This is a genomic window from Roseovarius sp. MMSF_3350 (assembly GCF_030733425.1).
In the GTDB taxonomy this organism is placed as follows: domain Bacteria; phylum Pseudomonadota; class Alphaproteobacteria; order Rhodobacterales; family Rhodobacteraceae; genus Roseovarius.
In genome coordinates this window covers 73,528-98,891 of record NZ_JASHIZ010000015.1, presented here as the reverse complement: position 1 = coordinate 98,891, position 25,364 = coordinate 73,528, and the positions used below count along the sequence as shown (strand labels likewise).

23 protein-coding genes and 1 tRNA gene are annotated in these 25,364 nt (G+C 62.0%); 4 read left to right on the top strand and 20 right to left on the bottom strand.

Annotated features, from left to right (window positions below; translation table 11 throughout):
- Positions 1–39: 39 nt before the first annotated feature.
- The 7 genes from RBB31_RS14795 to RBB31_RS14765 all read right to left on the bottom strand — a co-directional run bounded on the left by RBB31_RS14795 (position 40) and on the right by RBB31_RS14765 (position 7,606).
- Positions 40–1,836: an ABC transporter transmembrane domain-containing protein gene (locus RBB31_RS14795; protein WP_306130071.1), complete on the bottom strand. Its 1,797-nt coding sequence runs from the start codon at positions 1,834–1,836 to the stop codon at positions 40–42.
- A gap of 243 nt (positions 1,837–2,079) precedes the next feature.
- Positions 2,080–2,153: transfer RNA gene (locus RBB31_RS14790), tRNA-Gly, on the bottom strand.
- Between the two features lie 323 nt (positions 2,154–2,476).
- Positions 2,477–3,625 carry a P1 family peptidase gene (locus RBB31_RS14785; protein ID WP_306130070.1) on the bottom strand — a complete coding sequence of 383 codons (1,149 nt, stop codon included), beginning with the start codon at positions 3,623–3,625 and terminating at the stop codon, positions 2,477–2,479.
- A 1-nt stretch (position 3,626) separates the two neighbouring features.
- Positions 3,627–4,457: an ABC transporter permease gene (locus RBB31_RS14780; RefSeq protein ID WP_152493687.1), complete on the bottom strand. Its 831-nt coding sequence runs from the start codon at positions 4,455–4,457 to the stop codon at positions 3,627–3,629.
- 3 nt (positions 4,458–4,460) lie between these two features.
- A complete protein-coding gene (locus RBB31_RS14775) occupies positions 4,461–5,384 on the bottom strand; it encodes an ABC transporter permease (protein ID WP_306130069.1) in 924 nt (307 codons plus the stop codon).
- The gene (locus RBB31_RS14770) at positions 5,384–6,490 is read right to left on the bottom strand and encodes an ABC transporter ATP-binding protein (protein WP_306130068.1); all 1,107 of its coding nucleotides are present in this window, start codon (positions 6,488–6,490) and stop codon (positions 5,384–5,386) included. Before RBB31_RS14770 ends, RBB31_RS14775 begins: the two co-directional genes overlap by 1 nt.
- Before the next feature lie 78 nt (positions 6,491–6,568).
- Positions 6,569–7,606 (bottom strand): PotD/PotF family extracellular solute-binding protein, encoded by a 1,038-nt coding sequence (locus tag RBB31_RS14765; RefSeq protein ID WP_152493690.1) that lies wholly within the window; start codon positions 7,604–7,606, stop codon positions 6,569–6,571.
- 115 nt (positions 7,607–7,721) lie between these two features.
- Here RBB31_RS14765 and RBB31_RS14760 point away from each other — a divergent pair, with 115 nt between their 5' ends.
- A complete protein-coding gene (locus RBB31_RS14760; protein ID WP_306130067.1) occupies positions 7,722–8,591 on the top strand; it encodes a MurR/RpiR family transcriptional regulator in 870 nt (289 codons plus the stop codon).
- Positions 8,592–8,692: 101 nt separating this feature from the next.
- On the opposite strand, the gene RBB31_RS14755 is transcribed toward RBB31_RS14760, so the two are convergent.
- The 12 genes from RBB31_RS14755 to RBB31_RS14700 all read right to left on the bottom strand — a co-directional run bounded on the left by RBB31_RS14755 (position 8,693) and on the right by RBB31_RS14700 (position 21,674).
- Entirely contained in the window at positions 8,693–10,237 is a 1,545-nt protein-coding gene (locus tag RBB31_RS14755; RefSeq protein ID WP_306130066.1) for a trimethylamine methyltransferase family protein, read from the bottom strand.
- A gap of 32 nt (positions 10,238–10,269) precedes the next feature.
- Positions 10,270–11,040 (bottom strand): crotonase/enoyl-CoA hydratase family protein, encoded by a 771-nt coding sequence (locus tag RBB31_RS14750; RefSeq protein ID WP_306130065.1) that lies wholly within the window; start codon positions 11,038–11,040, stop codon positions 10,270–10,272.
- Entirely contained in the window at positions 11,033–12,427 is a 1,395-nt protein-coding gene (locus tag RBB31_RS14745) for an MmgE/PrpD family protein (protein WP_306130064.1), read from the bottom strand. Before RBB31_RS14745 ends, RBB31_RS14750 begins: the two co-directional genes overlap by 8 nt.
- Before the next feature lie 123 nt (positions 12,428–12,550).
- Positions 12,551–13,351, bottom strand: coding sequence for a crotonase/enoyl-CoA hydratase family protein (locus tag RBB31_RS14740; RefSeq protein WP_306130063.1), 801 nt, complete (start codon positions 13,349–13,351; stop codon positions 12,551–12,553).
- 40 nt (positions 13,352–13,391) lie between these two features.
- Complete coding sequence (locus RBB31_RS14735) at positions 13,392–14,948, bottom strand: class I adenylate-forming enzyme family protein (RefSeq protein WP_306130062.1); 1,557 nt, start codon at positions 14,946–14,948, stop codon at positions 13,392–13,394.
- Between the two features lie 16 nt (positions 14,949–14,964).
- Positions 14,965–16,155 carry an acyl-CoA dehydrogenase family protein gene (locus RBB31_RS14730; protein ID WP_306130061.1) on the bottom strand — a complete coding sequence of 397 codons (1,191 nt, stop codon included), beginning with the start codon at positions 16,153–16,155 and terminating at the stop codon, positions 14,965–14,967.
- Between the two features lie 10 nt (positions 16,156–16,165).
- Positions 16,166–17,044, bottom strand: a complete 879-nt coding sequence (locus tag RBB31_RS14725) for a nitrilase-related carbon-nitrogen hydrolase (RefSeq protein ID WP_306130060.1) — start codon at positions 17,042–17,044, stop codon at positions 16,166–16,168.
- 55 nt (positions 17,045–17,099) lie between these two features.
- Entirely contained in the window at positions 17,100–17,981 is an 882-nt protein-coding gene (locus RBB31_RS14720; RefSeq protein ID WP_306130059.1) for a glycine betaine ABC transporter substrate-binding protein, read from the bottom strand.
- A 36-nt stretch (positions 17,982–18,017) separates the two neighbouring features.
- Positions 18,018–18,755 (bottom strand): ABC transporter permease, encoded by a 738-nt coding sequence (locus RBB31_RS14715; RefSeq protein WP_306130058.1) that lies wholly within the window; start codon positions 18,753–18,755, stop codon positions 18,018–18,020.
- Position 18,756: 1 nt separating this feature from the next.
- The gene (locus tag RBB31_RS14710) at positions 18,757–19,899 is read right to left on the bottom strand and encodes an ABC transporter ATP-binding protein (RefSeq protein WP_306130057.1); all 1,143 of its coding nucleotides are present in this window, start codon (positions 19,897–19,899) and stop codon (positions 18,757–18,759) included.
- A gap of 9 nt (positions 19,900–19,908) precedes the next feature.
- Entirely contained in the window at positions 19,909–20,559 is a 651-nt protein-coding gene (locus RBB31_RS14705; RefSeq protein ID WP_306130056.1) for an ABC transporter permease, read from the bottom strand.
- Positions 20,560–20,675: 116 nt separating this feature from the next.
- On the bottom strand, positions 20,676–21,674 hold the full coding sequence (locus RBB31_RS14700; protein WP_306130055.1) for a GlxA family transcriptional regulator: 999 nt from the start codon (positions 21,672–21,674) through the stop codon (positions 20,676–20,678).
- A gap of 623 nt (positions 21,675–22,297) precedes the next feature.
- On the opposite strand from RBB31_RS14700, the gene RBB31_RS14695 reads away from it, so the two are divergent.
- From RBB31_RS14695 to RBB31_RS14685, 3 genes are read left to right on the top strand one after another with little or no spacing between them, the layout of a single operon-like run.
- Entirely contained in the window at positions 22,298–23,326 is a 1,029-nt protein-coding gene (locus RBB31_RS14695; protein ID WP_306130054.1) for an iron ABC transporter substrate-binding protein, read from the top strand.
- Positions 23,299–24,321: an iron ABC transporter permease gene (locus RBB31_RS14690; protein WP_306130053.1), complete on the top strand. Its 1,023-nt coding sequence runs from the start codon at positions 23,299–23,301 to the stop codon at positions 24,319–24,321. Before RBB31_RS14695 ends, RBB31_RS14690 begins: the two co-directional genes overlap by 28 nt.
- Complete coding sequence (locus RBB31_RS14685) at positions 24,321–25,145, top strand: ABC transporter ATP-binding protein (RefSeq protein WP_306130052.1); 825 nt, start codon at positions 24,321–24,323, stop codon at positions 25,143–25,145. The genes RBB31_RS14690 and RBB31_RS14685 overlap by 1 nt, the downstream gene beginning before the upstream one ends.
- Here the strand turns inward: RBB31_RS14685 and RBB31_RS14680 are convergent.
- A complete protein-coding gene (locus tag RBB31_RS14680; RefSeq protein WP_306130051.1) occupies positions 25,100–25,309 on the bottom strand; it encodes a molybdopterin-binding protein in 210 nt (69 codons plus the stop codon). The two genes, RBB31_RS14685 and RBB31_RS14680, sit on opposite strands and share 46 nt — an antisense overlap.
- Positions 25,310–25,364 lie beyond the last annotated feature (55 nt).

The window sequence follows — 25,364 nt, the reverse complement described above, 5'->3', positions numbered from 1 at the left end:
GGATTTGCCAAAAGCTTTCTCAAAGCTTTTGGCCCCGCCCTAGGCCGCCGCCCCGTCGGTGAACTGCAACCGCGCCAGCCGCGCATAAAGACCTTCTTCGGCGACGAGGCTGTCATGGGTCCCCTCCGCCACGATCCGGCCCTGCTCCATCACGATGATCCGGTCGGCCTTCTTCACCGTGGCCAGCCGGTGCGCCACGATCACCGTCGTGCGGTCCTTGGCCAACCCATCGACCGCCTCTTGCACCGCCCGTTCGCTCTCGGCATCCAGCGCCGAGGTCGCCTCGTCCAAGAGCAGCACCGGCGCGTCCCGCAAGATCGCGCGGGCGATGGCAACGCGCTGCTTTTGCCCGCCCGACAACATGACACCGCGCTCGCCAAGGTAGGTGTCATACCCGTCCGGCAGCGCCATGACGAACTCATGCGCCGCCGCCGCCCGTGCGGCAGCCTCTACCTCGGAATCGCCCGCGTCGATCCGGCCGAACCGGATGTTGTCGCGCGCCGAGGCGGCAAAGATCACCGGCTCCTGCGGCACCAGCGACAGCTCCGCCCGAAAGTCCGGTCGCGCCATCTTATCCAGCGGAACACCATCCAGCGTCACCTGCCCCGATTGCGGATCATAGAACCGCTGGATCATCTGGATGATCGTGGTCTTGCCCGCACCGGAGGGGCCCACCAGCGCCACGGTCTCGCCTGGCTCGATCACCAGGTCCAGCGCGTGCAGCGCCGGGGCATCGGGCCTTGTAGGATATGTGAAACTGACATTCTCGAAGGCAATGCGCCCCTTCACCGGACGCGGCAGCGCTTCTGGGCGGGCCGGGTCCTGCACCTCGTCCTCGGCCTGCAACAGCTCCACCAGCCGTTCCGTCGCCCCGGCGGCACGCTGCAACTCACCCCAGATCTCCGACAGGGCGGCCACGCCCCCGGCTACCATGACGGAATAAATCACGAACTGTACCAGAGTGCCTGCGGTCATCACGCCGGCGCGCACGTCCCGCGCCCCGATCCACAGCACGCAGACGATGCCGGTAAACACCAGAAATATCACGATAACCGTCATCAGCGCCCGCACCCAGATGCGCCGCTGCGCCACGTCAAAACTGCGTTCCGTCACGTCCGAGAACGCCGCCCGGCTGGCCCCTTCATGGGTGAAGGCCTGCACCGTCTGCACATTCAACAGCGCCTCCGAGGCGTTGCCGGAACTGGCCGCGATCCAGTCCTGGTTCTCGCGGCTCAGCTTGCGCAACCGGCGCCCCAGAGTCAGGATCGGCACGATGATCAGCGGCACCAGCAAAAGCACCATCCCGGTCAGCTTGGCGGAGGTGAACAGCATCAGCACCAACCCGCCCGCGAAGATCAGCAGATTGCGCAGCGCGATGGAAATGGACGACCCGATCACCGAAAGGATCAGCGTCGTATCGGTTGTGACGCGGCTCAGGATCTCGCCCGTCATGGTGCGCTCGTAAAAGGCCGGGCTCAGCCCGATCACCTTGTCAAACACCGCCTTTCGCATGTCCGCCACGACGCGTTCGCCCAGCCGTGTCACCAAGGCGTATCGCAGCCCCGTCCCGATCGCGAGCAGCCCCGCGATGCCGACCGCGGCAAGGAAATACTTGTCGAGGATCGCCCCGTCTTCCGCCGAGAAATTGTCGACCACGCGCCGCACCGCCAAGGGCAAGATCAGCGAAACACAGGCCGTGAGCACGAGCGCCGCGACGGCAAGGGCCAGCAGACGACGGTAAGGCTGCAGGAACGGCCAAAGCTCCGACAGCGCGCCCATCCGCTTCGACCTTTCCCGCTCGATCATGTCTGCGCCGTTTTCGGCCCGTCTTACCATGCATCCCCGCGCGTGACTTTTGTCCAGCCCTCCTCATGGCCGGGCGCGCCGCCGGGGTCAAGGGCGTAACCGTTTGGTGGACAATTGGGCACAGGCATTGGCAGGACGGAGGCTGGAGCGGGCGACGGGAAGCGATTTCTTGGTTGGAAGACAGGTACGCAGACGGAAATTTACATCATTATTTCAAATACTAAAACGTACGAACTGAACGATTTTGTCGGCAAACTGTCGGAAATGAATTCCTGGAGCGGGCGACGGGAATCGAACCCGTATCATCAGCTTGGAAGGCTGAGGTCTTACCATTACACAACGCCCGCTCAACAGTTCAGAGGAGTATTTCATGCGCTGGGCAGGGTCAAGGGCAACGTCGGCTCACGGCCCAAAGCCGTCATCGAGCAGTCAAGCCAGTTTCTGCAGTCGCAATGCGCTTTCCGGACATTCGCTGTCAATGGCAAATCCAGATGCTTGGCCCATCGAAGCACTCTTTTGGCAGGACTGCATTGAGGTATGGGGTCGCGTGGTAGCTGGCTCCTGCTTTGGATGTAGATCGGCTGCTTGCTCACGCTATCCACGAAGGCCTGGCCGCGGCAGACTTGAACAGTTCCAGACGGTAGACGGTGCGTCACGCAGCCTGGTGCGGTTAGTAGCGCGGACTTCGCGTTCGTCTATCCTGCAATTCTCCCTGCATTACGCCAAGAAGTTGCGCGTGGTCGATGGCTTTGCAAATCTTGCCTGATGGTCGTGTCGTGGGTGTATCTTCAGCAGCGAACATGGCATTCAGGACGGCCTCTTCTATAGCCTGTACGGCGGCGAGATAAACCGGGTCCAGCAATTCGTCATTGAGTTGTTTAACCGAGCGCCACGGTCCGGAAAGTTGTGGCAGTTCCAGTTCATTGGCCGTGCTGAAAGACATGAAGATGTCGCCCGAATTGTTCCCGCCGGGAGAGCCGGATCGGCTGATGCCGATCGATGCGCGACGCGCCAAACGCTCCAACTGGCCCGAGGACAGGGGGATATCGGTCGCAAGGACGCAGATGATCGACCCGCGCTCGGCTTCGAAGTCCGGTAGCCGGTCTTCGGTCATCGTGGCGCCAACGGGCGTTCCCAGTACGGTCAGCCAGGGGCGCAGCCCGTGATTGGCCTGAACAAGCGCCCCCATCGTGTAGTTTTCGCCGTCAATCTCTATCCGGCGCGACGACGTGCCGGTGCCGCCCTTGTACTCGTAACAGATCATCCCGGCGCCGCCGCCGACGTTGCCCTCGCGCACCGAGCCGGTATCAGCGGCCGCGATGGCCTTCAGCGCATGTTCCGGTCGCACGTGAAAGCCGTTGATATCATTCAGGACGCCATCATAGGTTTCGGCGACGACCGGCATCGCCCATAGGTGATTGTTCTCCCAGGCTTCCGCGTAATGCTCCACGATCCAGCGTGTCGCGCCTTCGTGGACGGCACCGACGGAGTGGGTGTTGGTCAGCATGACCGGCCCGACGAAATAGCCACCATCCCGGATCCAATGGCTACCTGTCATTTCTCCGTTTCCGTTAAGTGTGAACTGACCCGCCAGAACCGGGCGCGGCTCCTTTGCGAAGCCGCGCGGCAGGATGGCGGTGACGCCGGTCTGGACGTGCATGTCACTGGTACGCAGCGTCGGATCAACATGCGAGCAAAGCGTCTCGTAGCCTACCAGAACACCGGGAACGTCGGTAATCGCATTATTCGGTCCGGTCTGCCCGAGGAACGGCAGGCCCGTATCGCGCGCCCGTGGCTTCGCGGTCGTCACACGTGTCATATCAGGCCTTTCTCGCGCGCATGTAGAGCCCGACGGAAGCAATGATCAGCGAGAACAGCAGCATGATCGTGGCAATCGCGTTAATCTCGGGTTTGATGCCCCTTCTCAGCATCCCGTAGATGAAGACCGGCAATGTCTGGCTGTCCACGCCGGCGATGAAATAAGTGATCACCAGGTCGTCCATCGAGATTATGAAGGCAAGAAGCGCGCCCCCCACGACCCCCGGCATGATCATCGGCAGGGTCACCCGCCGGAACGTCACCCAGGAATTCGCGCCGAGATCGGCAGAGGCCTCTTCCAAGGCCTCGTCCATATCCGCAATCCGGGCCGAAACAACAATGAAGACATAAGATACCAGAAAGGTGCAATGGCCGATGATGATCGTGAAAACCGACAGCTCGATGCCGACGCTGACGAAGAAGATCAGCAGCGCGATACCCAGCAGGATGTCCGGCATGATCATCGGCATGAACATCAGCGCCCGGTAGAATGGTTTGAACCGGAAACGGAACCGAGCGATGGCCAACGCCAGCGCGGTACCAAAGACCGTGGCGACCGCGGTGGTGACAAGCGCCACAACCAGGCTGTTCTTCACCGCCGCGTAAAGCTGATCGGTGGAATCGAGGTAGAGCGCGGATTCCGTGGCCGCGGAGGTGAAGCCGAAGATCGTCTTGTACCAGTCAAAGGTGAAATCCTCCCAGATCATCATGTTGACCGGGTTGGAGTTGAACGAGAACACGACAATCAGCAGGATCGGCGCATAGACGAAAGCAAAGAAGAAGTAGCCATAGATCGGCAGGATGCTGGAACGCAGAAGCTTGCGAATTTTCATGTCTCAGCTCTCCTTAACTTTCGCAGCCGTGGAATATTCCTCTTCGCGCGTCATCATCCGCACGTAGATCATCAGCAACAACAGAACCGCCGCCATCACCATCATCCCGAGAGCCGAGCCGAAGGGCCAGTTCCGCGCCGACAGGAATTGCTGCTCGATAAGGTTGCCGATCATCATCACCTTTGCCCCTCCCAGTACCGAAGGCACGATGAAGTTGCCCAGTGACGGGATGAACACAATGATCGACCCGCCAACAATGCCCGGCAGCGTGACCGGAAGAATGATCCGGCGGAAGGTCTGAAGACGCGTTGCCCCAAGGTCGGCCGACGCCTCCACCAGCGACATATCCAGCTTCTCAATCGAGGCGTAGAGCGGCAGGAACATGAAGGGTATGAACACGTAAGTCATGCCGATGACCACGGCGGTATCGGTAAAGATCAGATTCAGCGGCTCGGCAATCATTCCGATTTCCATGAGCGCTTGGTTCAGGAACCCCGTCGGCCGCAGGATCAGCACCCAGGCAAACAGCCGGACCACCAGGCTGACGAAGAAAGGCAGCGTGATCAGGAACAAGAAGAAGTTCTTGCGGCCCTGAGGCATGCGGCTGATCCAGAAGGCAGCCGGATAGCAAATGACCAATGACAGAAGGACAGTCGTCAAGGCCAGACGGACGGAGCGTAGAAAGATCGTCAGATAAACTGGGTCGAATTTCTCGTACCTCGTGTCGGCCCAGCCAAGGATCCTGCCATAGTTGAGATCGTAGAAATTCCAGACCACCCCGCCGTAAAGACCGGGCTCGAGGAAGGAATAGATCACCATTATGGCCAGCGGCGTGATGAAGAACACGCCAAGAAAGACCGTGGGCGGTGCAAGCAGCCCTAGAAGCGAGAGCATCTTGCGGCCCTGGCTGGTGTCACGCCCTACCATTATGCCACCTTCGCAGACGTGACCGGATGCAGCGCCTCTTGCTGAACGAACAGCGTAATGCGTGCCCCCGGTGCCGTGATTGCGCCGCGATCCTCCGCCCTGGGGCGCAAGGTGGCTTTCAGTTCGGTTCCGTCATCGGTTTCGATGTGAACGATGTAATCCGTTCCCACGAACAACACCTGTCTGACCGTTCCCTCGAACCGCAAGGCGCCAGCGTCCTTGGTGCAGTCCATCCGAACGTCTTCGGGCCGTATCAAAAGCTTGATCTTCTCGCCACACGCGGCGTCGGTCGACGGCAAATGCGCAACCTGTCCCGATTCCAACAACGCGATGGCACCGGCGTCCTTGCACTCGGAAACGGTCGCACCAAGAAGGTTTCCTGCTCCGAGGAAACGTGCGACAAATTCGTTTCGCGGGCGGCGATAGAGGTCTTCGGGCGTGCCGAACTGCTGAATCTTGCCGTCTGACAAGACAGCGACCCTATCCGACATGGTCAGAGCCTCCTCCTGGTCATGGGTGACAAACACGAACGCGATGCCGACCTCTTCCTGCAGGGTCTTCAATTCCTGCTGCATCTTTTGCCGCAGGTTCTTGTCCAGCGCCGACAGCGGCTCGTCCAGCAGCAATATCTTGGGCCGCGCCACCAGAGATCGCGCCAGCGCCACGCGCTGCTGTTGTCCGCCCGATAGCTGATTGATCTTCCGGTCGCCGAACCCGTCAAGGCCGACAAGCTCCAGCATCTCGCCCACGCGCGACCCGATTTCCGCGCGTTTCAGGCCCGCCACCTCGAGGCTATAGGCCACGTTGCGCGCGATGCTAAGATGCGGAAAAAGCGCGTAGCGCTGAAAAACCGTGTTCACGGGGCGCCTGTGCGCGGGCAGGTGGGTCACGGTCGCGCCGTCGATTTCAATCGAGCCACCTTCGAGGTCTTCGAAACCGCTGATCGTCCGCAGGAGGGTCGTCTTGCCACACCCCGATGGGCCCAGCAATGTCACGAACTCGTTCGGTTGCACATCGAGAGACACGCCGTCGAGAGCGGTAATCGTTCCGCCCTCGGGTGTGCTGTAACGCTTGGTAGCGTCCTTGACGCTTAGAATTGGCGACATCGGCTAGGCATCTCCGCAAACTCTCGCTTAAAGGGGCGCGACCGGCTGACCGTCGCGCCCGCTACTTGTCACAGGTGCTTACTGTGCGGTTTTGATCGCGGTCCACTCGCGATTGTAAAGCCGCAGGTCCTGTCCCAGGTCGACGAAAATCTGAAGTTTCTCCAGAGTTTCGGCGTCCGGGTAGATCGACTTGTTCTCGGCGATTTCGTCGGGGATCAACTCTTGCGCCGGGATGTTGGGTGTGCCGTTCATCTGTTGTTCGACATTCAGTGCCGCGATCTCGGGGCGCAGGTAGAATTCCATGAAAGCCTTGGCATTGTCTGCGTTCGGTGCATCCTTCAGAACGCACATGTCTTCCTGGTACATCGTCGCCCCCTCGGACGGGATATAATAGGCCAGTACATCCGGATTCTGCTGAACGAAGATGTTGGCGCCCACGTACCAATGCGCCGCGGCGACATCACCTGAGGTGACCAGCGGGATGCTGTCGTAGGAAAAGGCCGAGACGTTTTCCAGGTTCTCCTTGATGACGTCGGCGGCAGCCACGACCTCGGCCTCGTCTGTGGAATTCACCGATGTGCCGTTCATGATGTGACCGATGCCAATGGTCTCGCGCGGATCGTCCAGCAGGACGATCTTCTCACCGCTGGCGGCAAGGTCGAACAGGTCGGCCCAGCTGCTCATCTCCTCGACTTTGGTCTTGTTATAGACGACGCCCACGTTGCCCCAGGCATAGGGCAAACAATATTCCGCATTCGGATCAGTCTCTGCACGGATGAACTGCGGGTCGATATTGCTGAAATTCTCGCTTTGGCCAATATCGGTCTTCGCCAGTAACCCCAGCTGGTACATGATGTCATGCATGTGCACCGACGGAAAAACGATGTCGTATCCCGAGGCACCCGCCTGGATCTTGGCAAGCATCTCCTCGTTGCTCCCGTAGGTATCGAGATTGACCTCGATCCCGGTTTCCTCCGTAAAGGCGGTGAGCACGGCCGGATTGATGTAGTCTCCCCAGTTGTAGAGATTCAGCTCTCCCTCGGCTTGGGCCACCGTGGTCGTGGCAAGCGCTGCAACCGACACCGCAGCGGTACGAATTGCTGTTCGTTCAATCATTTTTCATTCCCTGTCGTGGTTCGTTGTGTTCGGACTTTGATTTGATTTGCCAATGGTGTTTTAATAGTATCGTTTCTGTCAAAGGTTATTATTCTATCATTTTAAGGAGGTTCGCATGAGCAGCGGGTTTGCGTCGTTTCCCCAGGGGCCTCTGGGAGATTTCGTAGGAAAACTGGAGAAAGAACTTCCCAAATTGCCCAAGCAGGAAGCAAAAGTAGCGCAATTCATCCTGCTAAATGTGCAAGCCATTGGTCCCGAAACGGGCAAATCCCTGGCCCAAAGGGCCGGTGTTAGCGAAATAACAGTTGGCCGGCTGATGCGGAGGCTGGGATACGGCGGCACCAAGCACCTCAAGCAGCTTCTGCGTGAGCAATTTACGATCGGCGGCCCTTCGATCAGTCCAAGCGCAGACATCGACAGCAGAATGTCGCAGATCATGGAAGCGGAACTGTCTGCGGTGCGAACGGTCTTTCAGCAAACCGACAACGAACACTGGGACAGGGCACGACGGATCGTCGGTTCCGCCTCTCGGATCTATGTGACCGGCTTTCAATCAGTGCGCGGTCTGGCCGAGGATTTTGCCCGGCGTCTTTCAATTGCCCGACCCAAAGTGCAATATCTATCGCCCCATGACAGCATGCTGGGCGAATGGCTCGACAGCGACACCAGCGACACGAAGCACGAATGCCTCGTCTTGCTGGATGTGGTGCCCTACGCAACCGAGGGACAGGCGCTGGCGCGGATCGCCAAGCGGCAGGGGCGCTCGCTCATCGTGGTCTCCGACGAGTTTTGCCACTGGAGCGCCGAGATTGCGGATGCCTGTCTCTACAGCCCGTCCAATACCGGTATGTTTCTCGAATCCACGCTCGGGCTCAACGCGACCCTCGCGCTGATCGTCGATCATGCTGCCAATGCGTCTACAGATGAAGCAAGCAAAAGATTGGCCAGTTGGAAGAAGAACGCGCGAAGCTTGAAACTCTTCTAGGGTATTGTTTTCTGCCGCGAATGGTTAACATCTGCGGAAAAACCCTCCAGCTGTCACATTCAATGGGTTCGTCGCAAACAGAAGTCTGGCACGGGTATGGATCAAGGCTCACCGGAGCCGATCTCTTCCTTTCGCTTGGAGATATAGGCGTCCAGTTCATCGCGAATAGCCTGGTCCATCTCGGGTTGAGCGTACTCTGTAAGGGCCTGTTGCCAGATATCGGTCGCGCGCATCGTGGCGTCCTTGGCGCCCGCCAGTTTCCAGTTCTCGTGATTGGTCCAATTAGACAGGAGCGGCTGATAAAACGCGGACTCGTATCGTTCCATTGTGTGCTGCGACCCGAAGAAATGGCCACCTGTCGGCACCTCTTTCATCGCGTCGAAAGCCAGTTCGGCCTCGGTAACCTCGATTGGGGCCAGAAATGACACCATGTGCTGGAGCATTTCGACATCCATAACCAGCTTTTCGAAGGACGCGCAGAGCCCGCCTTCGAGCCATCCGGCTGCGTGATAGAAAAGGTTGGTGTGTCCAAGCGTGCATCCCCACAGGGCCATCTCGGTTTCGTAGGCCGCTTGCGCATCGGCCGCGTTCGAGGCATTGGTGGGCGAGGCGCGATACGGCAGGTTGTAGCGGCGCGCCAGCTGGCCGCTGGCGATGTTCGCCTTGGTGTTTTCGGGCGTCCCGAAAGCAGGCGCGCCCGAACGCATGTCCACGTTCGAGGTGTAAGCCCCATAGAAGACCGGCGCGCCTTTGCGGGCAAGCTGGGTCAGGGCAATTCCGAACAGTGCCTCGGCATTCTGTTGCGTCAGACCCGCCGCCAGCGTCACGGGCGTCATCGCGCCCATCAGCGTGAAGGGGGTCACCGCCACCGCCTGCCCATGCGACGACATGGCGATCAGACCGTCAGCCATGTCCCCGTCAAAGCGGCGCGGCGAATTGATCGAAATGATCGTGGTGACACCGGGGTCATTGACAATTTCCTCAAGCGTCTGACCCTTGGAGATCGCCATCATTTTAATGCCGTCCAGCGCGCGCCCCTTGCCGATCGCGGTGCAGTGAAAGCACAAGTCCGACAGCGTGAGGTTCGCGTTATAAGTGTCTAGATGCCGGTTATTGGCCGGAAGTTCCATTGGCGCGCAGACCTGGTTGCCAATGATGTGGATCGCATTGAAATGGTGTGCCAGGCGGGTGAAGTTCTCGAAATCCGGCAGGTTGCCGGAGCGGCGTCCATTGATGCGGTCATGCACGGCGGGTGGGCCGGCCACGAGACCGAAGGCCATGTAGTCGCCGCCGAAGATCAGGCGTTTCCCGGCATTGCGCGAGGTGAGGGTGAACTCGCTCGGCGCGGTTGAGATCAGCTGTTCGACCAGCTCGGGGGCAAGACGCACGATGCCGGTGGCCTCGTCGACTTCGGCGCCCGCCTCGCGGAACAGCGCGCGCGCCTCTACGCTCATCAACTCGATACCCAGTTCCTCAAGGATGCGCAGCGAGGCGTGGTGGATCGCCTCTACCTGGTCGTCCGACAGGATCTTCATCGGCGCGTGTGAGTTGCGGGGCTGCCGCCAGGGCAGTTGCGGGATCAGGTGATTGCCGGCCTCTCGGTCGCGGGGAGAGTGGGATCGCCGGCGGCGGGGGCGTTCGGACATGTCAAGTGCTCCTGTCAGGTGGTGTCACGGTCTCAGATACCCTTCCAGACCGGTTTGCGTTTTTCGGCGAAGGATCGCGGCCCCTCAACGGCATCCTGCGAACGAACCACATCCCGCCACAGCCGGCCGGTCAGCGCCCAGAGCGCCTGCTCGTCCATCTCTTGGGCGCGGCGCGCGATCCTGAGCGATGCGGCCACGGCGAGCGGCGCGTTGGCGGCGATCCTGAGGGCCAGGTCTTCGGCGGCGACCAGCGCCTCGCCCGCGGGAACCAGCGCGTTCAGCAGACCCAGCGCATGTGCCTCCGCCCCAGAGAGTCGCGCGGCCGTCAGGCAAAGTTCCAGCGCCTTGGCGGGCGGGATGCGGCGGGCCAGGCGGAACGTGCCGCCAGCGCAGGCGAAGATCCCCACGCCCACCTCGGGCAATCCGAACGAGGCCGTATCAGATGCGACTATGAAATCGCAGGCCAGCGCCAATTCGAACCCGCCGGCCAGGGCAGGGCCTTCGACGGCGGCGATCATCGGCTTGGCCCGGTCGGCATCGACGAACCCGGCAAACCGGCCTTCACCATTCAGGATCGCTTCGGCCTCGCCGCCCAGAAAGGCTTTGAGGTCCATGCCCGCGCAGAAAGACGGGCCAGAGCTGGCAAGAATGCCCACACGCGCCCCGTCATCGTCGGCGAACCGCGCCAGCGCCGCGCGCAGGGCGCCTGTCATCCGGGCGTCGATGGCATTGCGCGCATCGGGACGGTCCAGCGTCAGAATCGCGACAGACCCGCGCCGTATGTATGTGACGTAATCAGACATCGCCGTTCTTGTCCGGGGCGACAAGGATCAGATCGGTCAGCGTGTCGAGCGGCGTCGCGCCGAGTTCTTCCACCGCCGTCTCGATGGCCCGCGCCCGCGTAGCCCCAAGGACAGGGGTGGCATAGGCGTGGTACTTGGTACGGATCTCTGACTCGGGGGCCGGGTTCTCGGGGTCGCCGCTGGCCTCTGTCGTGGACGAGGTCAGCCGGCGCCCGTCGCGCAAGATAAGCGAGACATGGGCAAAGCGGCGGGCCGGAAAGGCCGCGTTGTAGGTGTCGCTTTCATCGATCACCATGCTGGCGGCTAGGCGCAGGATCTCAGGGTCGTTCAGCGAGGCGCCTGTTATGTCCGCGGGCCCGATGGCGCCTCGAACCATCGCCACCGCCGCCGGGAACGAAGTCGAGTACTGCGCCTCTTCGGTGCTGTTCGGACGGCGCGTTGCCAGGCGTTTCGACTGGTGGAAAGTGGTGACTTCGATCCGGTCCACCTCGGCGGCGGTGACGCCGTGTTGCTCCCGCAGGTCCAAAATCGCGCGCACCGGCGGCTGTGCCCAGCGACAGACAGGGAACGGTTTGAAATACTGTTCGAAGATGCACCATCTCTCGCCCAAGTCGGACCACAGATCGGCCACGCCGCCGTTCTCAACGGTCAGGGCCGGGGCGCCAGTGAATCCGTCGGCGGCGAGGTAGGCCGCCGATACGCCGGTCATCGCGCCCCATCCAGAGCCGTCCTTGAGCATTGTAGGATGGTCGATGCAGCGCATCATCTGGCTGCGCGGGCCATGGTATTCGGCAATGCCGATCGCCTCGCGAGTCTTGGCGGAACTCAGACCCAGCGACCGGGCCCCGAGCGCGGCACAGGCGACCGCGACCCAGGCGCCCGAGGTGTGGTAGTCGCTGGCGGTCCTGTGCAGAGCGATACCCGCGCGACTGCCGATCTCGTAGCCCAGCACCAGCGCGGTCAGGAATTCCTCGCCGGTGACTGGCTTGCCCGTATCGCTGAGCGCCAGCAAGGCCGGCAGGATGCCGCAGCCGACATGGCCCTTGGTCAGCTTGTGGCCATCATGCCCGTCCAGCGCGTCGATCGTCATGCCGCCGGCAAGCGCGGCTCCCATGGGGCTGACACGCCGGCCATCGAAGAGCATGCGCGCGCTGTGCCGTCCCGGCCCAAAATGATCCGCGGCGTGGTTTCGGATGATGCGAGACAGGTCAAACCCCACGCCGCCCGCCGCCACACCTATGAGATCCAGCAGCCACCGGCGTGCAAAGATGCGCACCTCGTCAGGCAGGTCGTCGTAGCGCAACTCGTGCAGGAAAGCGGAGAAATCCTTGCCGCCTCTCGAATTCGCGGCGGGGCTGGCAGGGTCGATCTCGATGGTGTCAGTCATGGTGCTGTCTCAGCCTTCAGGCGATGGCGTTTCACGTGTCTCGGGGCCGCGCTCCCGGCGCGGCGCCGCACTATCGTGCAGGGTCAGACGCGACCGCGTGGGCCGCGCCTGTCGAAAATGATCTCATCGCCCGGTGAAATTCGCGTCGCGCTTCTCCAGCAGCGCATCCACGGCCTCGGCGTGATCCTCTGTCTGGTGGCAGGCGCCCTGGTAGGCGGCGGCGAGTTCCAGAACGCTGTCGAGCCTTGTGTTCAGCCCCTCGCGCAGCAGACGCTTGGCCATGCGCAGCTGGCGCGGCGGGTTATAGGCGATACGCGCCGCAAGTTTGCGGGCCTCGGGCAGCAGCTCTTCGGGTTCGACCACCTTCGAAACCAGTCCCCAATCCAGCGCGGTCGCAGCATCGACCGGCTCTCCGGTAAACGTCATCTCGGCGGCGCGCGACAGGCCGATCTGGCGCGGCAGCAGCCACGCCCCGCCGTCACCCGAAATCAGGCCGACCCGCACGAAATTCTCGGCAAAGGTCGCTGCGGTCGAGGCGATGCGGATATCGCACAGGCAGGTCGTGTCGCAGCCCGCGCCATAGGACGGCCCGTTCACGGCGGCAATCAGCGGCACCTCGCATTCCCACATCGCGCGGGCAACCTGCTGGATGCCATTGCGATAGCCGTCCTTGGCGTCGACCGCGTCGCCGCCGAAGATCGAGACCTTGTCCTTCATGTGCTTGAGGTTGCCACCCGACGAAAACGCCTTGCCCGCGCCTGTGACGATGGCGCAGCGCACCGACATGTCGGCATTGATTCGGCCCATCGCCGCGACAATTGCACTGGCAAGGTCTTGATCGGTCAGCGCGTTCCGCGTTTCCGGCATATTGAAAGTCAGCGTGACGACATGGCCGTCTTGTTCGTATAGCAGTTTGTCGGTCATCTTTTTGCGGTCCTAGGTCGTCTTGTCAGGGTTAATGAGGTTACGCGGCGCGCGTGCGCTCATAGGCGGCCAGAAGCTCGCGCTTGAGCACCTTGCCGCTGGGGTTCGTGGGCAGTTCGTCGAGGAACGTGTAGGTTTTCGGCCGCTTGTAGGGGGCAAGATCGTCGCTCGACTTGCAGAACGCATCGAGGATCTCGGCGGTTACGGAGGCGTCGGTTGCAACGACGTAGGCGGCCACGATCTGCCCCCACTTTTCGTCCGGCAGCCCCAGAACGGCAGCTTCCTGCACGCCGGGATGCTTATAGAGCAGTTCTTCGACCTCTCGCGGATAAATGTTCTCGCCGCCCGAGACGATCATGTCGTCGGCCCGGCCGTGGAAGAAATAGAAGCCCTCGTCGTCCATTGAGAACAGATCGCCCGAATAGACCCAGCCCGCCCTGAGCTTCTTTGCGGTCTCGACCGGGTTGTTCCAGTATCCGGCCATCGCTTGTGGTCCGCGCACGATCAACTGACCGACCTCGCCCACGGGCACCAGGTCGCGCGGCGAGGCGTCCGCGCCACGATCTATCAGCCGGCATTCGGAAATCAGCGTGGGCTTGCCGCAGGAACCCAGCTTGCGCAGCGCGTCCTCGGGATGCAGGACAAGCGCCAGCGAGGCTTCGGTCATGCCGTAGCCGTTGTAGATGTTGGGGCAGAACTCGTTTATGACACGTTCCATCACCGCCGAGGCGATGGCGGCGCCGCCCGTGGTAATCATCTGCAGGGTGGACGTGTCGATACTCTCGAATTCCGGGTGCAGTAGCATTTCCTGGATCTGGGTGGGAACGGCGAAGAGCGTCGTGATCTTTTCCGCGTTGATAGTTTGCAGGGTTTCCAGCGCGTTGTAGCGCCCCATGACCACGTTGGTGCCGCCAACCATCAGGTGCGGCATGAAGAACGCCTGCATCCCGCCGACATGGTAGAGCGGCGCGATGTGCAGGGCGTTGTCGCCGTGATCGAGGCCATATTCCATCACGCAGTTCATGGCGATGGCGATATCGTTGGCATGGGTGTGCACCACGCCCTTGGGCCGCCCGGTGGTGCCCGAGGTGTAAACCAGCGCCGAGACATCAGTGCCTGCCGGGATCGGGCGCAGGATGTCGCGGTCCTCGGTTTTTTCCGCGAGGGTGTCGAAATGGCTGTGGGACACGGGAACGTTTTCGATATCGTAGGCGCAGCTGATGAAGTCATGCACCGAGCGGACCTGATCCTGGATCTTGAGCGCGTTCTCGGTCAGGTGGCGACCATAGACCAGCACCCGGGCGCCGCTGTCCTGGATGATATAGGCAGCCTCACCGGGGCTTAGGCGGTAGTTCAGCGGCACGGCCACGGCCCCCAGGACCTGGCAGGCGAAATAGGTCGTGACCGAGTTTTCGGAGGTCGAGACATAAAACGCCACCCGGTCGCCCGGGCGCACGCCCATGTCCGAGATGGCCTGGGCAAAGCGACGGACACGGCCGAACCATTCGGCATAGGTCCAGCGGCGGTCGCCGAAAACCAGCGCGGTGTGGTGCGGGTAGCGTTCGACCGATGCTTCGAGGATGCGTGCGATATGCATTTGAGGGGTCGTCCTGTCAGAGATTGGGCTTGATCGACGGCATTTCGCGCGCGGCGATCAGGTACTTGGCCATTTCAGAGGATCCGCCGACGATGGGCAGCGCGCGCGCATCACGATAGATTTGCTCGGCGCGGCCGAACTGACGCGTCACACCGTCACCGCCGAGGATCTGGACCGTCCGGTCAGAGCAGAAGACCGCGGTTTCCGTGGCCACCAGCTTACACTGGGCGGCCTCGCGCATCAGGTCCTTGCCGTCCAGCCCGCTGTCATACATCTTGGCGGCGCGGTAGGTCAGCAGCTCGGCCGCGTCGATGCGCCAGCTCATTTCCGCGACCATGTCCCAGATCAGCTGTTTCTGCCCCAGCTTTTCGCCGAAGGCTGTGCGGCTCTGCGCATGATCGCGCGCGATGTCAAAGGCCGACCGGGCCACGCCCAGCCCCGACCCGCCAAGGATCGTGCGTTCAAAGTTGAAGGCGCCCAGCATGATGCGGAAGCCCTTGTTTTCCTCGCCCAGCAGGTTCTCTTCGGGCACGCGGACATTGTCGAACGTCACCTCGCCCACGACGCAGCCGCGGCGGCCCATGAAATCATAGGTGCGTGGAAAGCTAATGCCGGGTGTGCTTGCGGGCACCGCAATTGCGGTCATCCCCTTCTGAGGGATCACGTCCGGGTCGCTGATGCCCCAGACGATGTAAACATCAGACTTGGTGGCGTTGGAAATGTAACGCTTGAGGCCATCGATCACCCATTCCCGACTTTTGGCATCAAAGCGGATCTTAGTTTCCATGCCCGCGCTGTCGGAGCCGACGTTGGGTTCGGTCATGCAGATCGACCCGATGGCCTTACCTTCCAGGATCGGCGTCAGGTAACGCTCGCGTATCTCGGGGCGAGCGAATTTGTGCAGCGGAAACGCGCAGGACAGCGCCGTGGCCACCGTCGTTTCGAACGCATAGTTCAGATAGGCGGCCTCTTCGGACAGCATCGTCGCATGGGTCAGGCCAGGTTTCGGCAGCGCGCCGGAATAGAGGTCGGCGAACATCAGCTTCATGTAGCCCGCGTCGCCCAGCGCGCGGACCACCTGCTTAACCGCTTCCCAGTCTTCGTCGCGTTCGATCGCCTCGGCGCGGGGGGCCAGTTCACGCGAAAGAAAATCGCGGATCTCGGCGCGGAATGTCCGGTCCTCGTCTGTCATGAAGAAGTCGCGCATGGCGTCGTTCCTATGTGTTGTCCTGCCGGACCAGTTCGGGCACGCCCAGGTTCTCGAGAAGCCGCGCGGTTTCGCGGTGGACAAGGCTGATGTTGCTGTCCCGCACGGTCGGCAGCAGGTAGCGCGCCTTGCGCACCTGGTCGTACTCAAGCTCGGCCGTGATCAGCTCATCGCCTTGGCCGGCGACGGCCAGTTCGCGACCGAAAGGGTCGATGATCCGCGAGCCGCCCCAGAAGGTCAGGTCCTTCTCGGTGCCGGTGCGGTTCACCATGATGACCGGCGCGCCGTACATCATCGCGTAAAAGCGCACGGTCAGGGCCCAGCCGGCGGGGTTGTCGAAATCGGCGCCCACCGCCTCGACCCCGGAACTGACCGGTACAATCAGAAGCGTGGCGCCATGCAGAAACGCGAGATGAGTCAGCGCCGGGTTCCAGGCGTCGGCGCAGATCAGAAGCCCCGCGCGCCAGTCCTCGTCCATCGCGTGTGTTTCCACGAAACGGCCCGCGGCGACATGCTTGCCCTCTTCCAGCTTGCCATAGGTGGGCAGGTTGACCTTGCGGTGCAGGTGCACCAGCCGCCCGTTCTGCAAGATGGCCGAGGTGTTGTAGAACTGCGCCGCCGGGCCTTCCTCTATGAAGCTGACGACCACCGCCATCTCACCCGCGGCCTCGGCGATCCGGGTCAGGCGCGCATCGCCGCGCTTCATCCCGCAGCTCAGGGCGCATTCGCCGCCGTGATGGCCGGTCAGCGACAGTTCGGGCAGAACCAGAAGATCCAGACCGGCCTCGTGACCCCGTGTGATCCATTGGAGGTGGCGGTCGATATTCGCGTCGACATCGCCGATTTCGCTTGCGAATTGCGCGGCACCGACCTTGAGCAGATTTGCCATTTCGACCTGTCTGTGATGTCAGGGCCGGGACGGTATCGCCCCGGCCGGGCTGGATTTACATCATGCCGTGTTCGCTGAGGAACGACTCGGCGACCGCCTCGATCGTTTCCTTGTCGACATCGACGCGGGCATTCAGCGTGGCCATAGTCTCATCGTCCAGCTTGGCCGAAAGTGCATTCAGCAACTCGCCGATCTTGGGATTCGCTTCCAGCACCTCATCGCGCACGACAGGGGCCAGGGCATAGGCCGGGAAGAAGCCCTTGTCGTCTTCCAGCGTCACGAAATCGAAGGCGGGGATGCGGCCGTCGGTGGCGAAGACCAACCCGACGTTCACGTCGCCATTCTTCAGTGCCTCGTAGACAAGGCCGGTGTCCATCCGCTTCACCTGGTCGCGGCTCATGTCGAACTCGTAGGTTTCTTGCAGCGGCTTGAAGCCATCGGGCCGCGCATACCATTCGGCGTTCGACGCGAGCGTCAGGTCATTCTCGTTCTGTACGCGGGCGGCCAGATCGGAGAGCGTGGTAATGCCCAGTTCTTCGGACTCGTCTTTGCGCATGGCCAGCGCGTAGGTGTTGTTGGCCGCCGACGGTTCGAGCCAGACGATGCCCTTCTCGGCATCCAGTTCCTTGACCCGGGTATAGGTTTCGTCGGCGTTCAGCTTTTCCTCGACCTTGTTGTAGGTGATCAGCGAAGTGCCGGTGTATTCCCAGTAGACGTCGATCTGCCCGTTTTCCATGGCCTGGCGGACAGCGGCCGAGCCCATGCCGGCGCGGTTGTCCACCTCAAAACCGTTGGCCGCGAGAAGCTGGGCCGTCATCGACGATAGAAGCTGCTGTTCGGTGAAGTTCTTGCCGCCGACCACGATCTCTTCTGCATGGGCGACGCCGGCGAGCATAATCGCGCCCGCGAAGACTGTTTTGGCAAATTTTGCAAACATTGCCTTTTCCTTTCTTGGTTGTCTTATTTTGCGCTATCAGCGCAATGGGTTAACGCCTTTCGGGATCAGCCAAAGCTGTGCCTGCCCGACCAGGAAGTCTACCAGCACGGCCAGCGCGGCGGTCGGGATCGCCCCGGCCAACAGCATGCCGGTGTCCATGAGGTCGATACCGGTGAAAATCAGTTCTCCCAGCCCGCCGCCACCGATCAGGAAAGCCAGCGGCGTGGTGCCGACATTGATCGCCAGCGCCGTGCGGATGCCCGAGAAGATGACGTAAAGCGCATTGGGCAATTCGACCCGGAACAGGATCTGCGCGGGCGTCATGCCCATGCCGTGCGCGGCCTCTTTCAAATGCGCGGGCACTGCCAGGAGACCGGCATAGGTGTTGCGTACGATGGGCAGAAGAGACGCCACGAAAAGGCCGAAAAAGGCCGGGGCAAAGCCGATGCCCAGCAGGGTCATCGACAGGGCGATCACCGCCAGCGTCGGAATGGTCGTGCCGATGTTGAATATCTGCATGATCGTCTCGGCCACACGGGCCATCGATGGACGCGACAGCCATATGCCGATCGGCACGCCGATCGCGATCGCCGCCCCACCCGAGGCCGCCACCAGCACGACGTGCTGCCGCGTCAGATAGGTGATGTCATCCCAGTAGGCCAGGATCTGGTCGATGATCCCCGACCACCCGATCAGGACGCCCGCGCCAAGCAAAAGCCACGGGAAAATCCGCGCGGAGCGTTTCGTGGCGTGAGGTCTTGCCTTTGCGCTCATCTCAGGCCGCCTTGTTCGATGACTTGCGATAGGTCTCGCCCAGCGCGCCGGTGACGGCAGGCTGGGTCACCACGCCGGTATAGCGACCGCTGTCATCGACGCAGGTCAGCCACATTACGTCGTTGGCGAACATTTCCGACACGACGGCGCGCAAATCGGCGTGATGCGGCACGGTTGCGGGCAGCGACCGCGCCAGTTCCTGCACCGAGCCGCGGGCGCCTTCCAGCATCTGAGCGTTGACGTAGCCGACCGGGCGATGGTCGCCGTCGATGACGACCGCCAGCTCTGAGCCGCTGCTTTCCAGCATGGTCAGCGCGTCCTTCGCCTTGGCATGGCGCGACACGGACGGCACATCGGTGTCGGTCACCTGCTCGACCGTGACCAGGCGCAGCCGCTTCAGCGTCCTGTCCGCGCCCACGAAATCCGCGACGAAAGCGTTCGAGGGATGCGCCAGCACGTTGTCGGGACTGTCGTATTGTTCGATCACGCCGTCCTTGAAAATGGCAATCTTGTCGGCCATCTTGACCGCCTCGTCGATGTCGTGGCTGACGAACATGATCGTCTTCTTGATCTCGGCCTGCATCTTAAGGAATTCGTCCTGGATCACCTCACGGTTAATCGGGTCGATGGCACCGAACGGCTCGTCCATCAGCATAACCGGCGGATCGGCCGCCAGGGCGCGGATCACGCCGACGCGCTGTTGCTGACCGCCCGACAACTCCTTGGGATAGCGTTTCAAAAAGAGGTTCGCGTCGAGTCCTACAAGGTCCAGCAATTCCGCCGCGCGCTTCTTCGCCCTGTTGCGATCCCAGCCCAGCAGTTTCGGGACCACGCAGATGTTTTCCTCGATCGTCATGTTGGGAAAGAGGCCAATTTGCTGGATGACGTAACCGATTGAGCGGCGCAGTTCGACATCGTTCAGCGTCGAGGTGTCCTCATCCCCGATGTAGATCTTGCCGGAGGTAGGCGCGATCAGGCGGTTGATCATCTTCAGCGCCGTGGTCTTGCCGCAGCCGGACGGGCCCAGCAGCACGCAGATTTCCCCGGCGGGCACTTCCATGTCGACATCGCGGGCGGCCACAACCTGGCCGCTGGGCGTGTCGAAGATCTTGGTCAGTTTTTCAAGACGGATGGTTTTAGTCATTCCGGGTCCTCAGCGCCTCAGCCCAGCGGGTGTCAGGCGTTTTTGCAAAGTCAGAAGGGCATAATCGGCCACGATCGCCAGCAGCGAGACGGCCAGCGCGCCCGCGATTAGCTGGCGCGGGTCTGTCTGACTGATCCCGCGAGAGATCAGCACGCCCAGCCCGCCGGCGCCGATATAGGCGGCAATCGCGGCTACGCCGATATTCATCACGACAGCCGTGCGGACACCGGCCATTATCACCGGCACGGCCAGCGGTATCTCGACTTGTCGCAGGCGTTGAAAGGGCGTCATGCCCATGCCGCGTGCGGATTCCCTGAGCGCGGGATCGACGTTGGTGATAGCGGTATAGGTGTTGCGGATGATCGGCAGCTGCGAGTAAAGCAGGATTGCGATCACCGCGGGCAGCCAGCCAATCCCCTGCCCGATCAGTGACAGCACCGGGATCATCAAGCCAAAAAGCGCGATCGACGGGACGGTGACGATGATCGACGCGACGTAGAGAACCATGTCGGCGACCCGCTGGTTCTGGGTGATCGCGATCCCGATCGGGACACCAGTCAGAATGGCAAGGCCGACGGCCACGATGACGATCGAGATATGCTCAATCGCAAGTTCGCCGATGAAACCCAGGTTCTCGAAAATGAACTGGATGGTTTCCAAGTATGTGCTCCCCCCGAACAAGCAAGGCATTCGAACCTGCTGATGCTTGCTTCAGTCTTCAGAAAATACAGGAGCGCGATTTGTCGTCCGCTACAGAATGCCGACATGCTTTTACATCAAACCGACATATCCCCGCGGGATTTCTTGCGAACGGCCACTGGCGAAATTCCACGCCAGGATTTAAATGCGCGGCTGAAATGGGCCTGGCTGGAAAAACCGGTGTTTTCGGCAATCTTTTCCAGCGAATCGGACGTGTTCAGCATCAGAGCGTAAGCGCGCTCGAGACGAAGCTCGAGATAGAATGCCGATGGCGACTTGCACACCGCTTGCAGGAATAGTCGTTCAAGCTGTCGTTCGGATACGCCGATATCGGCGGCCAGCTCCGAGATCCTGATAGGCTTTATGCAGTTCTTTTCCATCGTCATGATAGCTTTTTCGAGCCGCTTGTCGAAGAGCCTGTAGCGCCATCTCAGGTCAGGCCGCTGTTCATCGGTCGACGGCCGGATCGCCCCGTGAAGGAATTGCTCGGCCACATCGGCGGCGACAGACCGCCCCTCGCGGCTTGCGATCAGGTCCAGTATCATGTCCATGGATGCCGCCCCCCCGGCGGCGGTAAAGACATTGCCGTCAATTTGGTACATTTCGGAGCTGACCTGCAGGTCCGGGTAAGCCGCAACGAGGGGCTCCAGCGTTTCCCAGTGAACGGTGACCTTCCGCGCATCCAGAACACCCGCTTGTGCCAGCAGGACGGTTCCGTTGCTGATCGCGCCGAACATGCGGTTCTGACGGCGAAGCCAGCGGATGTGGCTCAACAACTTGGCTTCCGCGAAGTGCTCCAGTCCCAGACTGGCCACGATGATCGTCAGATCCGCCTTGGGCAAGGCGTCGAGATCATGTGTAGCCTTGATCTCCAGCCCGTTGCTGGCGCTGACGGGGCCCTTTTGCGTACTCGTTACAACCCACCGATAGCGGTCTTCGCCGCACAGCCGGTTCACGCTTCTGAGGGGTTCGATCAGGGAGCTCAGGGCAAGCATCGAAAAGCCGGGTACGAGAAAGCAGGAAACGACGAAAGGCTGTTCGGTCGCTTTAAGATATGAAGCTTGAGGAGAATGCATCGCGTCGCGCTGCCTTCTTTTCTAACTTACCGTAATGCCTTGCTTACCACTTTTTTTCTACCAGGGAGTCGCATTTTTCCGGTGATGGCGAGACCCAAAAGCCAAAAATCAACCGTTTCGGTGAGTTTGCCGCCGGCGGCAAAGAGATTCTCGTGAATGCGCACTGTACCTGGTGTTAACTAAATTTAAGTTTTGGAGCTTAGTAGACTTGCGTTTCGGGTTACAGACCATCTCGATGCAGCCGAACACATCCTGTCTGGCGTTGTCGTGCGGTCGAAGAATGCAAAATTTACCAACTTGCAAATCCTCCGCTCCATTGCGCACTATGCGACATGATGGACGAAGCTCCACTATGGCAACTCCTGAAAAGAGAGGCTATTTACCTAGGAAAGCTGACATGTTCCCTGCGCCTTGCCTGAGACTGCAAAATTTACGACGCCGCCCTGAGTGGCATGACCCTGCCCTGCCCGGCGAGACAAAAGTCGCGACGTCGCCGCCGGCCCATGCCTCGCTCCAGTTCATCGGAATCATCCGCACACCTCAAATGCAGCGCGAGGACTGCCCACGTCGGGACCGGCGGAAATACGGCGCCGCCGCCGCCGCGGTGCCGAAAGGAGAGTGACGTGAGATATCTGCTTATGTTGATGATTTTGGTGGCGCTGCCGGTTCAGGCCCGCACGGTCACCGACAGCGCCGGGCGCGTCGTGGAGATCCCCGAGGACGTGACCACCGTCTTCGCCGCCGGTCCACCGGCCGCCATCCTGCTTTACGTCATGAAGCCCGAGACGATGACAGGCTGGCCCCGCGCCCTGCGCCCCGAGGAGCGCGCTTATATCGCCGCGCCCTATCGCGACCTGCCCGAAACAGGCCGTCTGACCGGGCGCGGCGGCGAGGCGAACCTGGAGCGGGTGCTGCAGATCGCGCCCGACCTGATCCTCGATTTCGGCTCGGTCCGGGACACCTATATCGACCTCGCCGACCGGGTGCAGGACCAGACCGGCATCCCCTATATCCTGATCGACGGACGGTTCGAGAATACGCCCGAGGCGCTGCGGCTTCTGGGCGAGGCACTCGGCGTGCCGGAGCGCGGCGATGCCTTGGCGCAGGATGTGGAGGCGACGTTTGCCCGGATCGACGCCATTCTCGAGGACGTCCCGGAAGTGGAGCGTCCCCGCGTCTATCTGGCCCGTGGTCCCGAGGGGCTGGAGACGGGCATGAAAGGGTCGATCAATACCGAGATCATCGAGCGCGCGGGCGGGCGCAACGTGGCCGACGACGGCGGCGCCACTCGCGGGCTGGTCCAGGCGTCGATGGAACAGGTGATCGTGGCCAATCCGGACACCATCGTGACGTGGGACCCACATTTCCATAGTACCGTCTTCGACGACCCGCTGTGGCAGGGGATCGACGCGGTCGATGATGGGCGCGTCTTTCTGGCGCCCACCGCCCCCTTCGGCTGGATCGACCGGCCGCCATCACTGAACCGGATGATGGGCCTGATATGGATGGCCGGATTGCTTTATCCTGACAGGTGGGAGCGCGATCTGCGCGCGGAGACCCGCGCCTTCTACGAACTCTATTATCATGTCGACCTGAGCGACGAAGAACTTGAAAGGCTGCTCGAATGGGCCGAGGGACGACCGCCGAACTGAGAGGCTCAAAACCCGGCCTGACCCTGACCGGCGGCCTTGCCCTGTGCGTGGCCGCGCTGGCCTTCGGCGCGATCATGATAGGACCCTATGGCCTGTCCCCGGGCCAGACGCTGGCGGCGTTGCTGGGCCAAGGCGACCGTCAGGCAGAGGTCGTCGTGTGGAACATCCGCCTGCCCCGCGTCGCGGCGGCGCTGCTGGTGGGCGCGGCACTGGCGGCGGCGGGGGCCAGCTACCAGGCGCTGTTTCGCAACCCGCTGGTGTCGCCGGATATCCTGGGCGTCTCGGCGGGTGCGGGCCTGGGCGCGGTTGCCGGTATCTTCCTGTCGCTGCCGGTCGCGGCGATCCAGGTGTCGGCCTTTGTCGGCGGCATGGCGGCGGTGGGCCTCGTGATGCTGGTTGCCTCCCTCGTGCGCAACACTGACCGCACGCTGACGCTGGTGCTGATCGGCGTGGTGATCGGCGCGCTGGCCGGGGCGGCGACGTCGCTGCTGAAAGTGATGGCCGACCCTTATGACCAGTTGCCGGCAATCACTTTCTGGCTTCTGGGCTCGCTGGCCGCGATCACCTCTGAAGACATCCGGCCCGCGCTGCCCATGGTGCTGACCGGCCTCGTACCGCTGGTTCTGCTGCGGTGGCGGATCAATGTCCTCAGCCTGGGGGATGAGGAAGCGCGCGCGCTGGGGGTCGAGGCCGGGCGCACGCGGTTCCTGGTAATCACCTCCGCCACGCTGATCACCGCGAGCGTCACGGCGCTGGCGGGCGTGGTGGGCTGGGTCGGGCTGGTGATCCCGCATATCGCGCGGATGCTCGTCGGGCCCGGTTTTGGGCTGCTCTTGCCCGCCTCGGTTCTGATCGGCGCAGGCTATCTTCTGATTGTCGACACGGCCGCGCGGACGATAGCGCAGGCCGAGGTGCCGCTGGGTATCCTGACAGCCGTGATCGGCGCGCCCTTCTTCGTGTGGTTGCTGGCCCGGGGCCGGCGGGCGTGGTCGTGATGCTGGAGGTGCGAGAGCTAGCCATCGGCTACGGGCGCATTCAGGTGGGCGCGGATCTGCGCCTGTCGGTTCAGGCCGGAGACATCCTGTGCCTGCTTGGCCCCAATGGATGTGGCAAGACCACGCTCTTTCGCACCCTGCTGGGCCTGCTGCCGCCGCTGGCCGGTGAGGTCCGCCTTGGCGGCACGCCGATCACCGCGCAACGCCGGGCCGAGATTGCCCGGCGCATCGCCTATGTCCCGCAGGCTCATGCCCCGCGCTTCCCGTTCGAGGCCCTGGAGGTGGTCCTGATGGGGCGCACCGCGCGGCTGGGCCCGTTTGCCCAACCCGGCAAGGCGGATCGTGATGCTGCGCTGGACGCGATGGACCAGCTTGGGATCGGCGACCTTGCGGCGCGAGACTATTCGCGCCTGTCCGGGGGGCAGCGGCAGCTTGTCCTGATCGCGCGGGCGCTGGCACAGGACACGCCGCTGATCGTGATGGACGAACCCACCGCGAGCCTCGATTTCGGAAACCAGGCGCAGGTTCTGGCGCGGATCGCCAGGCTGGCGCAGGGCGCGTCGTCCGAGCGGCACGGGATCATCCTGTCGACCCATGACCCGGACCAGGCCTTTGCGCTCAATGCCCGCGTCCTGCTGATGCACCAGGGCCGGATTATCGCCGACGGCCCGGCCAGCGAGGTGCTGACCGCGCACAACCTGAGCACGGTTTACGGCATTCCCGTGACCATTGAGACCACCGGGTCAGGCCGAAAGGTCTGCCTGCCGTCCCTTCACCCTCAGTCGGACCCGACGATCACGTCCGACGCCTTGACGATTGCGTAGGCCGTCTTGCCGACCTCCAGCCCCAACTCCTCGACCGACGCATTGGTGATCATCGCCGTCACGGTGGTGCCGCCGCCAAGGTCGATCAGCACCGTGGCGTTGACCGCGCCCTTTTCGATGGCGGTCACGGTTCCGGGCATCTTGTTGCGTGCGCTGAGTTTCATGGCGGGTGTCTCCTGTCATTGTGAATTTCGTGCTGACGATATGAAGCACGGCCCC